This is a genomic window from Cytobacillus massiliigabonensis, assembly GCF_900199725.1.
Lineage (GTDB): Bacteria > Bacillota > Bacilli > Bacillales > Cytobacillaceae > Cytobacillus > Cytobacillus massiliigabonensis.
Window position 1 is genome coordinate 1,024,488 of sequence record NZ_LT904903.1, and the last position, 9,865, is coordinate 1,034,352.

The 9,865-nt window shown below is 40.9% G+C and carries 12 protein-coding genes; 7 read left to right on the forward strand and 5 right to left on the reverse strand.

Annotation, left to right across the window (positions count from 1 at the left end; translation table 11 throughout):
* Positions 1-17 precede the first annotated feature (17 nt).
* Positions 18-815, forward strand: a complete 798-nt coding sequence (recX, locus tag C1726_RS10990; protein ID WP_102273178.1) for a recombination regulator RecX — start codon at positions 18-20, stop codon at positions 813-815.
* 38 nt (positions 816-853) lie between these two features.
* Here recX and C1726_RS10995 read toward each other — a convergent pair whose 3' ends face one another.
* Positions 854-1,528, reverse strand: coding sequence for an SDR family NAD(P)-dependent oxidoreductase (locus tag C1726_RS10995; protein ID WP_102273179.1), 675 nt, complete (start codon positions 1,526-1,528; stop codon positions 854-856).
* A 147-nt stretch (positions 1,529-1,675) separates the two neighbouring features.
* Between C1726_RS10995 and C1726_RS11000 the strand changes: the two genes are divergently transcribed.
* Positions 1,676-1,990 carry a YfhH family protein gene (locus C1726_RS11000; RefSeq protein ID WP_102273180.1) on the forward strand — a complete coding sequence of 105 codons (315 nt, stop codon included), beginning with the start codon at positions 1,676-1,678 and terminating at the stop codon, positions 1,988-1,990.
* 37 nt (positions 1,991-2,027) lie between these two features.
* Here C1726_RS11000 and C1726_RS11005 read toward each other — a convergent pair whose 3' ends face one another.
* Both C1726_RS11005 and C1726_RS11010 read right to left on the reverse strand, forming a co-directional pair.
* Positions 2,028-2,171 (reverse strand): YpzG family protein, encoded by a 144-nt coding sequence (locus C1726_RS11005; RefSeq protein ID WP_075209089.1) that lies wholly within the window; start codon positions 2,169-2,171, stop codon positions 2,028-2,030.
* A gap of 30 nt (positions 2,172-2,201) precedes the next feature.
* On the reverse strand, positions 2,202-2,372 hold the full coding sequence (locus C1726_RS11010) for a small, acid-soluble spore protein K (RefSeq protein ID WP_102273181.1): 171 nt from the start codon (positions 2,370-2,372) through the stop codon (positions 2,202-2,204).
* Positions 2,373-2,491: 119 nt separating this feature from the next.
* Between C1726_RS11010 and C1726_RS11015 the strand changes: the two genes are divergently transcribed.
* Positions 2,492-2,761 carry a YfhJ family protein gene (locus C1726_RS11015; protein ID WP_102273182.1) on the forward strand — a complete coding sequence of 90 codons (270 nt, stop codon included), beginning with the start codon at positions 2,492-2,494 and terminating at the stop codon, positions 2,759-2,761.
* A gap of 37 nt (positions 2,762-2,798) precedes the next feature.
* Here the strand turns inward: C1726_RS11015 and C1726_RS11020 are convergent, their stop codons facing one another.
* Positions 2,799-3,779 (reverse strand): metal-dependent hydrolase, encoded by a 981-nt coding sequence (locus C1726_RS11020; protein ID WP_102273183.1) that lies wholly within the window; start codon positions 3,777-3,779, stop codon positions 2,799-2,801.
* A gap of 202 nt (positions 3,780-3,981) precedes the next feature.
* Here C1726_RS11020 and mutY point away from each other — a divergent pair, with 202 nt between their 5' ends.
* On the forward strand, positions 3,982-5,085 hold the full coding sequence (gene mutY, locus C1726_RS11025; RefSeq protein ID WP_407642020.1) for an A/G-specific adenine glycosylase: 1,104 nt from the start codon (positions 3,982-3,984) through the stop codon (positions 5,083-5,085).
* Between the two features lie 18 nt (positions 5,086-5,103).
* On the opposite strand, the gene C1726_RS11030 is transcribed toward mutY, so the two are convergent.
* Positions 5,104-5,298 carry a hypothetical protein gene (locus C1726_RS11030; RefSeq protein ID WP_102273185.1) on the reverse strand — a complete coding sequence of 65 codons (195 nt, stop codon included), beginning with the start codon at positions 5,296-5,298 and terminating at the stop codon, positions 5,104-5,106.
* A gap of 130 nt (positions 5,299-5,428) precedes the next feature.
* Between C1726_RS11030 and fabL the strand changes: the two genes are divergently transcribed.
* From fabL to C1726_RS11050, 3 genes are all read left to right on the forward strand, one after another.
* Positions 5,429-6,178, forward strand: a complete 750-nt coding sequence (fabL, locus tag C1726_RS11035) for an enoyl-[acyl-carrier-protein] reductase FabL (RefSeq protein WP_102273186.1) — start codon at positions 5,429-5,431, stop codon at positions 6,176-6,178.
* Positions 6,179-8,891: 2,713 nt separating this feature from the next.
* Positions 8,892-9,095, forward strand: a complete 204-nt coding sequence (locus C1726_RS11045) for a gamma-type small acid-soluble spore protein (RefSeq protein WP_102273188.1) — start codon at positions 8,892-8,894, stop codon at positions 9,093-9,095.
* Between the two features lie 261 nt (positions 9,096-9,356).
* Positions 9,357-9,608: a YgaB family protein gene (locus C1726_RS11050; protein WP_102273280.1), complete on the forward strand. Its 252-nt coding sequence runs from the start codon at positions 9,357-9,359 to the stop codon at positions 9,606-9,608.
* Positions 9,609-9,865 lie beyond the last annotated feature (257 nt).

The window sequence follows — 9,865 nt, forward strand, 5'->3', positions numbered from 1 at the left end:
ATGGGGAGGTGAGGAAAATGCCTACGATAACAAGAATTACAGTACAGCAGAAAAAGACGGATCGATATAACATTTTTTTAGACGAAAAATATGCTTTTAGTGTGGATGAGGATGTGTTAATTAAGCATCAGCTCAAAAAAGGGATGGAGCTGGATGAATTTTCGCTTTCAGAAATTGCCTATCAGGATGATATTAGGAAGTCCTACAACTTAGCGATTCAATATTTAGCCAGAAGAATGCGGTCTGAAGCTGAAGTTCGAAAAGCGCTAAAGGATAAAGAAGTCGATGAAAGCATCATTCAAGAGGTGATTCATAAATTATTTGAGTACAGTTTTTTAAATGATGAAGAATTTGCGATTGCTTTTGTACGAACTGCGATGAATACGACTGATAAGGGGACAGACTTGATTCGCAGAGAATTAAAAGAGAAGGGGATTTCGGAAAATATCCTAGAACGTGCGCTGAAGGAATATCCATTTGAGCAAGAATTAGATACAGCGATTAAGCTTTGCGAGAAGTTTGTCCAAAAAAACACACGAGATTCCTCAAGAGTCATGAAACAGAAGCTAGAACAAATGCTTTTCAGAAAGGGTTTTTCTTTAAGCATCATTCAGACTGCTCTATCTGAATTGGACATGGAAAAAGCGGAGGATGAGGAATTGGCAGCCTTGCGCAAACATGCAGAAAAAGCCCATCGTAAATATGCCAGCCTAGAAGGCTTTGAATATGAACAGAAAATGAAACAAACGCTATTCCGAAAAGGCTTTGCATTTGAACTGATTGAACAGGTCTTATCTGAATATAAAGAAACATAAAATCACATGCTGTGCCATGTGATTTTATGTTTGAAAAACTACTTATCCGATTCAATAATAATTTTATCCTTTTCGATATTCGCTAAAATGATATCTGCAATTTCAGCAGGAGATCGAAGCCTGGATTTGTCTGTAATAAAGTTATTATGATCCCAAAATGGTGTGTCCATTCCGCCCATGTAGACCGCTTTTATATTTACACCTGTCTGCGAATACTCAATCTGTAAGCTTTCAGTAAATCCTCGAACAGCAAATTTACTCGCAGCATATCCGGATTCATTTTTCTTTCCGCGAAGACCAGCAGTTGAAATAATATTCATTACGAATCCTTCGTTATTTTTTACAAGGTATGGCATGACTGCCTGTGATATATAGATGGTTCCTAATACATTTATGCGAAACATTTCCTCTATTTCAGCATGAGGCATTTGTTCAAAAGGACCAAAATGACCAATGCCAGCATTGTTGATTACACCGTAGATGCTGAAATCTTCTGCTGCTTTCCTCATGAATGTCTGGATTTCTAAAGGGCTGCTAATATCTACAGCAAAGGAGTCAGCCTGCCTATTTTCAGCCTGGATTTGTGCTTCAACATCCTTCAACTTTTTTAATGTTCTTCCGATTAACAGAAGATGATATCCCTGTCTGCTATATCGTATAGCCAGCTCTTTTCCTAAACCAGATCCTGCGCCGGTGATGATAATCGATTTCATTTGTATTCTCCTTTATGTAAATAACTTAATGCTTTTCTAAGCGCTCACAATTCAATATACTTAATATGTCCATTTCAAGTATATAGTGAGCATTTTTGCACTTTTAATGTTACACCGATAAGAAAAAGTTGGGAAGGGTGAAGGATCATGCCAGAAAAGAGATATAGTGAAATGTCAAAATATGAGCTGCAGCAGGAGATAGCACGTTTAAATGAAAAGGCAAGAAAAGCAGAACAAATGGGGATGGTTAATGAGTTTGCTGTGATGGAAAGAAAGGCAGTTATGGCAAAATCCTATTTATTAAATCCAGATGATTATAAACCAGGAGAGCTATATGAAATTGAAGGCGATCCAGGCTCCTATTTTAAAATCGACTATATGAACGGTGTCTTTGCGTGGGGCTTCCGCCTAAATGGGGATAAAGCGGAAGAAGCGATCCCGATCTCAATGTTGAAAAAGTAAAGAAAGAGGATGTTGATCCTCTTTCTCACTTTTGAAGTTATGACCTTTTTCTCGTTTGTGCTTCTAATATAACTAGGTTTTGGGATAGCTGAGTTTCTCCATTTATTTGCGAGTGTGCATGCTTTGGCCTAAAATTTGGTGCATTGAATTTTGTATGGAAGAAGTTTTTTGGTTTTCCCATTAATCAAGCCCTCCTCGTTTTAAGCTTTGGTTAAAAATCAGGCGTATCACTGTCTCTATTGTTTGAAGCCCGCATTCTTTCCTGCGGATGGGTATTGATTGTCCCATTTGCTCTAAGTGAGTTGTACTCAGCCTTTGCACGGGGCTCGCCTTCAAGTTTATTATTGTTTTGGTTTGGGAAGTTCTTTGCTTTGTTTCGCATATACGCACCTCCTGGACCTTCATTCATAACCGTGAAAACATAAATGCTCTCACGTAAATATAGTATTTGCTGTTTTTAAAAAGGTATGATGGATTGTTATTGGAAATGAGGTGAAAGAAATGAATGATAACCAGAAAAGATTATACGAACGCTTGCTTGAATTAAATGATCAGCTTTCAGCAAATCAAGCTCAAACATGGGTTGAGCTTTTATGGGAGGATTTCGAGGCAACATATGCTAAAGCAGGCAGAGAGTATAAAGGGAGCGAGATGACTGAAAAGGTAGTTAGTCAATGGATTGAGCATTATGGAGACAAGCTCCATGAATTTGTGGCTAATAATCCGAAGTATAAGCATTTACTTACAGAGGATCAAAGCAAGCTGCATTAATAAAACAGGCTGTCTCACATGAGACAGCCTGCTCACTTTAACCTGGAATGATTTCTAGCTTTTTCCGGAGCTTTTCTTCACTAAAAATCCATCCCGTATACGATGTTAATATCTCTAGCTGATGGTCTAATTGGACGACTGCAACGAAGGGATAATAATCATTGCTGCGATAACGAAGATCGATGAAACGAACTTCATAATAGTCATCATACTCATCAATTTCCCAGCGATAGACTGGTGAAAAAGATAAAAAGGCAGATAAATTTTTGTCCTTTTTTGCCGCCTCTAATACGGGTGTTTCCGGTACGGGAACGCGATTAAATTGATCTAAAATAGTCACGCTGCTGTCGATCGCTCGCCCGACAAAAAATTGATGCTTATTCATCACAGCAATACGCCACTGCTTATATTTCATTGTTGGAGCAATGATAATTTCAGTTGCATCAGGAATCATTTTTTTAACTTCCTTCATTACTTTACGCTGTGCAACAAAACGTAGGATATAATAGATAAATAAAATGACGTAAATCGAAATAAATGTATATCCTGGATTTGCGCCTAATGCCCAAATGAGCAGACCGATAATATGAATCCCAAAAATATACGGATCAAATGTGTTTATGACACCTAGTGCGACCCACTTTGAAGAAAAAGGCCGTAACGCTTGCGTTCCATATGCATTAAAGATATCGACAAATACATGCAGAAAAACAGCTATAAAGGTCCATATCCATAGATGGAGTAAATTTGTCTCAGGAAAAAACGGATATATAACCGCTGTTAAGGCAATAGGCCAAAGTAAAACAGCTGGTATGGAGTGGGTAATCCCACGATGATTTCGTATATAAACTGCATTATTTTTCAATTTTAAAACGGTATCAATATCGGGTATTTGTGAACCGATAATCGTTCCAATCATGACACTAGTTGTTGCAGCTGTACTTTCTGTAACTACTGGATCTAACGTTGCAATGCCTGCAAGTGCAAGTCCCATAACAATGTGTGTACCTGTGTCCAAGGGGAATGACCTCCTTCATTTAGAGGGTGTTCAAAAAGGGACCGAAAAATATTTATTAAATACCTTATTTATAATTTTAGCCTTATTGCTCTTGAAACACTAGTGAAGAAAAGAGTAATTTTTAAAGAAAGATAAAAAGGAACTGTAGTTATTTTCCCAATAAACCATAATGATATCCAAAGTAAGATGGAGGAACAAAATCTTGATAAAAAAAGAAATAAGCCAGTTGAACAAGATAGATATTGCAAGATTTCAGCAAGACTTAATCGGCTGGTTTGAAGCTGAACAAAGAGATTTGCCTTGGAGAAAGGATAAGGATCCTTATAAAGTATGGGTATCTGAAATCATGCTTCAGCAAACACGTGTTGATACTGTTATACCCTATTTCCTGAATTTTATTGAACAATTTCCAACGATTGAAGCCCTTTCTGCTGCAGATGAAGAGAAGGTTTTGAAGGCATGGGAGGGACTTGGCTATTATTCAAGGGTCAGAAACCTTCAATCGGCTGTAAAAGAAGTTCACGAGAAATATGATGGAAAAGTGCCAAATGAACCTAGGGAAATCTCTTCTTTAAAAGGCGTAGGTCCATATACAGCAGGAGCAATTTTAAGCATCGCATATGGCATTCCTGAACCAGCTGTTGATGGAAATGTAATGCGGGTACTTTCAAGAATTTTATCCATTTGGGAGGATATTGCTAAAGCATCCTCGAGAAAGGTTTTTGAAGAGGCAGTAAGAAAGCTGATTTCTCACAGCAATCCTTCCTTTTTTAATCAGGCCTTAATGGAGCTTGGTGCCTTAATTTGTACACCTACATCACCTAGCTGTTTATTATGTCCGGTTCGGGAACATTGCCATGCTTTTCATGAAGGCACAGAAAAAGAACTGCCTGTTAAGACGAGAACGAAAAAACATCGGCATGTTCAAATTGCAGCTGCGGTACTGACAAATAACGAAGGGAAATTTCTAATTCATAAAAGACCAAGTGAAGGGCTGTTGGCAAACCTTTGGGAATTTCCAAATGTAGAAGTGCTTCTGCCCCATATCAATGAAAAAGAACAGTTAAAGGATGCAGTTAAGGAATTATACAATACGGACATTCAAATTGAAGAGATGATTGGCCAAATTGAGCATGTGTTTTCGCATTTAACATGGAATATAAATGCATATAAGGGACAAGTTCATTTTATGGAAAAGGAAGCAGAGGACTTAAGATTAGTAACTGCGGAGGAATTGAAAGAATTCTCTTTTTCAGTATCCCATCAAAAAATATTTCAGAAGTTTATTGAAAGTGAAGCAGAATGAAAAGGGTCTAACCCCTTTTCATTCATTCTTAAGATTTTTTAATCCTCCCCGATTTTGGATCTCTTCAACGATTTCTTTTTGAATCGCTTGACCTTCTGCATTCAAATAGGGGACAATTTGCTGGAAAGAGTGATGAAAGAAAGCAAGCTCATCATTTTTCCAGTCCATCTTTGACATCATCGATAATTCAGTCATATCCCGTCCATTATACATAAGCAACTTCCTTTCAAAATCATAGTACTCTTATTGTTGTGAACTGGATTGCTTGGTATACATGGAAAAGATAAAATAGGCAAAAGAAAGAGCAAATATTGAGATCGCTATAATAGAAAGGAATTTTTAAATGACACAAAAAGTAGCATTAGTAACAGGCAGCAGCAGAGGTATAGGAAAGGCAACAGCATTGAGGCTGGCAAAAGAAGGATATGATATTGTTATTAATTATGCGAGAAGCAAAACTGCAGCGTTAGAAACAGCTGCAGAAATTGAAGCACTCGGCAGAAAAGCTTTGCCAGTAAAAGCAAATGTAGGCGATGTGGAAAAAATTAAGTTCCTATTTGAGGAAATTGATCGTGAGTTCGGCAGACTTGATGTATTTGTTAATAATGCTGCATCAGGAGTACAACGGCCTGTGATGGAGCTTGAAGAATCACATTGGAACTGGACGATGAATATTAACAGCAAAGCCCTTTTATTTTGTGCACAGGAAGCGGCCAAGCTCATGGAAAAAAATAATGGCGGAAAAATCGTCAGCATCAGCTCTTTAGGTTCAATCAGATACCTAGAAAATTATACAGTTGTTGGGGTATCAAAAGCAGCGTTAGAAGCGTTAACAAGATATTTAGCTGTGGAATTAGCTCCAAAAAATATTACGGTCAATGCAGTTTCTGGGGGAGCGGTCGATACAGAGGCCCTAAAGCATTTCCCTAACCGTGAAGAATTGCTGGCAGAGGCAAGAGAAAAAACCCCTGCTGGAAGAATGGTTGAAATTGATGACATGGTCAATGCAGTCATGTTCTTGCTTGCAGATGAATCAAGCATGATTCGCGGGCAAACCATTATCGTTGATGGGGGAATATCATTGCTTGTTTAAGCTTCCAGGGCAAACGAGTTCGAGCTAGAGGGGGCTTCTGAAAATAAAGTTGGATTCTTTAGCACTAGGGTCAACTTCAGGCAAGAAAACCGGATTTCAGCTCAATCGAGTCTGAACTAGGGTCAACTTCGGACAGGAAAGCTGGATTCCAGCTCAATCGAGTCCGAACAAGGGTCAACTTCAGACAGGAAAGCTGGATTCCAGCTCAATCGAGTCCGAACCAGGGTCAACTTCAGACAAGAAAGCCGGATTTCAGCTTAATCGAGTCCGAACTAGGGTCAACTTCAGACAGGAAAGCCGGATTTCAGCTTAATCGAGTCCGAACTAGGGTCAACTTCAGACAGGAAAGCCGGATTTCAGCTTAATCGAGTCCGAACTAGGGTCAACTTCAGACAGGAAAGCCGGATTTCAGCACAATCGAGTCCGAACGAGCCCCAACTTCGGACAGGAAAGCCGGATTTCAGCTTAATCGAGTCTGAACTAGGGTCAACTTCAGACAGGAAAGCCGGACTTCAGCTTAATCGAGTCTGAACTAGGGTCAACTTCGGACAGGAAAGCTGGATTCCAGCTCAATCGAGTCTGAACAAGGGGCAACTTCAGACAGGAAAGCTGGATTCCAGCTCAATCGAGTCCGAACAAGGGGCAACTTCAGACAAGAAAGCCGGATTTCAGCTTAATCGAGTCCGAACTAGGGTCAACTTCAGACAGGAAAGCTGGATTCCAGCTCAATCGAGTCCGAACCAGGGTCAACTTCAGACAGGAAAGCCGGATTTCAGCTTAATCGAGTCCGAACTAGGGTCAACTTCAGACAGGAAAGCCGGATTTCAGCTCAATCGAGTCCGAACTAGCGTCAACTTCAGACAGGAAAGCCGGATTTCAGCACAATCGAGTCCGAACGAGCCCCAACTTCGGACAGGAAAGCCGGATTTCAGCTTAATCGAGTCTGAACTAGGGTCAACTTCAGACAGGAAAGCCGGACTTCAGCTTAATCGAGTCTGAACTAGGGTCAACTTCGGACAGGAAAGCTGGATTCCAGCTCAATCGAGTCTGAACAAGGGGCAACTTCAGACAGGAAAGCTGGATTCCAGCTCAATCGAGTCCGAACAAGGGGCAACTTCAGACAAGAAAGCCGGATTTCAGCTTAATCGAGTCCGAACTAGGGTCAACTTCAGACAGGAAAGCTGGATTCCAGCTCAATCGAGTCCGAACCAGGGTCAACTTCAGACAGGAAAGCCGGATTTCAGCTTAATCGAGTCCGAACTAGGGTCAACTTCAGACAGGAAAGCCGGATTTCAGCTCAATCGAGTCCGAACTAGCGTCAACTTCAGACAGGAAAGCCGGATTTCAGCACAATCGAGTCCGAACGAGCCCCAACTTCGGACAGGAAAGCCGGATTTCAGCTTAATCGAGTCTGAACTAGGGTCAACTTCAGACAGGAAAGCCGGACTTCAGCTTAATCGAGTCTGAACTAGGGTCAACTTCGGACAGGAAAGCTGGATTCCAGCTCAATCGAGTCTGAACAAGGGGCAACTTCAGACAGGAAAGCTGGATTCCAGCTCAATCGAGTCCGAACAAGGGGCAACTTCAGACAAGAAAGCCGGATTTCAGCTTAATCGAGTCCGAACTAGGGTCAACTTCAGACAGGAAAGCTGGATTCCAGCTCAATCGAGTCCGAACCAGGGTCAACTTCAGACAGGAAAGCCGGATTTCAGCTTAATCGAGTCCGAACTAGGGTCAACTTCAGACAGGAAAGCCGGATTTCAGCTCAATCGAGTCCGAACTAGCGTCAACTTCAGACAGGAAAGCCGGATTTCAGCACAATCGAGTCCGAACGAGCCCCAACTTCGGACAGGAAAGCCGGATTTCAGCTTAATCGAGTCTGAACTAGGGTCAACTTCAGACAGGAAAGCCGGACTTCAGCTTAATCGAGTCTGAACTAGGGTCAACTTCGGACAGGAAAGCTGGATTCCAGCTCAATCGAGTCTGAACAAGGGGCAACTTCAGACAGGAAAGCTGGATTCCAGCTCAATCGAGTCCGAACAAGGGGCAACTTCAGACAAGAAAGCCGGATTTCAGCTTAATCGAGTCCGAACTAGGGTCAACTTCAGACAGGAAAGCTGGATTCCAGCTCAATCGAGTCCGAACCAGGGTCAACTTCAGACAGGAAAGCCGGATTTCAGCTTAATCGAGTCCGAACTAGGGTCAACTTCAGACAGGAAAGCCGGATTCCAGCTCAATCGAGTCCGAACCAGGGTCAACTTCGGACAGGAAAGCAGGATATCAACACAATCGAGTCCGACCGAGCCCCAACTTCGGACAGGAAAGCCGGATTCCAGCACAATGGAGTCCGAACCAAGCCCAACTTCAGACAGGAAAGCCGGATTACAGCTTAATCGAGTCCGAACGAGGGTCAACTTCAGACAGGAAAGCCGGATTTTAGCTCAATCGAGTCCGAACGAGGGGCAACTTCAGGAAAGCCGGATTTCAGCTCAATCGAGTCCGAACTAGTGTCAACTTCGGACAGGAAAGCCGGATTCCAGCACAATGGAGTCCGAACCAGCCTTAACTTCAATCCAGTTTTTATGTAATTCAAGAGAAATAGAAGAACGATTACTTGCTGGAATATGCATGGCCAGTTTGAAATTTATTTTTAAAAAATATGTGGATATTTCCTCTGCTCTTGGACAAATTAATAGGCGTGGAGGTGATAACAATGGCAAAACAACCAAATCAATCTCAAGCTGGAACAAACATTCAAGAAGTAAGACAGCAAAATGCTCAATCAGCTGGTGCTGGTGCAGGAGCTGGTCAATTCGGAACAGAATTTGCTAGCGAAACAAATGCACAAGAGGTAAGACAGCAAAACCAACAAGCAGAAGCTCGTAAAGCGAAAAATTCAGGCCGTCAAGGTCAGTAATATTCAAAAAAGGCGCTCTTCAATTCGGAAGGGTGCCTTTTTCGTTTGTCTAAATCAAGTTCACGCTTTTTCTTTGCATTTGAGAGGAAGTTAAAGCTTTTTTCGTTTAGTTTGACCAATTAAGGCAATAATGAGTATGTGAAAAAACATGTTCCTTTCGACAAAACTTCCCTTTGCTCAACAGAAGTAGTCAAAGGAATCATGTCCTAGTGAGAGAATACATAATACAGATAAAACAAACAGGACGGTGATACTCGGATGATGAAAAGCTTTGACCTTTTAGTAACTGAACAAATGCAAACAATGGAAAAACTATTATATCTTCAAGGTGAGCTTGAGCGTTGTGAAGAAATCGAAGAAGAGCTAAAATCGCTCCAGCAGGAGACTGAACTAGAAAGTCTTCAAACGGAAATTGCTAATATGAAAAAAGAGTTAAGAGAAATTCATCGCGTTTTTGAATCCCAGACAGAGGAAGTCATTCGTTCTTATCAAGAGGTGAAAGTTTCAGTATAAAAGGTTGGAATTGAAAATTAATTATATTTTTTCTACTAGCCATTGAGGATTTTCAATGGCTCTTTGTTTTAAATTTCTACTGAAACCGTTATAATAAATAGAAAAAGGATTCGTACTTTGTTGCCTTTAATTAATTTAAGGACTATTAAGAAATTTGAAATTCGTATAGCAACTGGATGATTAGGCGATGTCTAGCTTCAGCGCATAGAGGCTCGGGTTATAAGCCAATCCGAAAAAAAGGTTAAAGAACAGCCTTT

Bases quoted from the DNA above. Each gene is read 5' to 3' on its own strand.
- recX (WP_102273178.1), top strand. From the start codon at position 18: ATGCCTACGATAACAAGAATTACAGTACAGCAGAAAAAGACGGATCGA.
- C1726_RS10995 (WP_102273179.1), bottom strand. From the start codon at position 1,528: ATGAAATCGATTATCATCACCGGCGCAGGATCTGGTTTAGGAAAAGAG.
- C1726_RS11000 (WP_102273180.1), top strand. From the start codon at position 1,676: ATGCCAGAAAAGAGATATAGTGAAATGTCAAAATATGAGCTGCAGCAG.
- C1726_RS11005 (WP_075209089.1), bottom strand. From the start codon at position 2,171: ATGGGAAAACCAAAAAACTTCTTCCATACAAAATTCAATGCACCAAAT.
- C1726_RS11010 (WP_102273181.1), bottom strand. From the start codon at position 2,372: ATGCGAAACAAAGCAAAGAACTTCCCAAACCAAAACAATAATAAACTT.
- C1726_RS11015 (WP_102273182.1), top strand. From the start codon at position 2,492: ATGAATGATAACCAGAAAAGATTATACGAACGCTTGCTTGAATTAAAT.
- C1726_RS11030 (WP_102273185.1), bottom strand. From the start codon at position 5,298: ATGTATAATGGACGGGATATGACTGAATTATCGATGATGTCAAAGATG.
- fabL (WP_102273186.1), top strand. From the start codon at position 5,429: ATGACACAAAAAGTAGCATTAGTAACAGGCAGCAGCAGAGGTATAGGA.
- C1726_RS11045 (WP_102273188.1), top strand. From the start codon at position 8,892: ATGGCAAAACAACCAAATCAATCTCAAGCTGGAACAAACATTCAAGAA.
- C1726_RS11050 (WP_102273280.1), top strand. From the start codon at position 9,357: ATGAAAAGCTTTGACCTTTTAGTAACTGAACAAATGCAAACAATGGAA.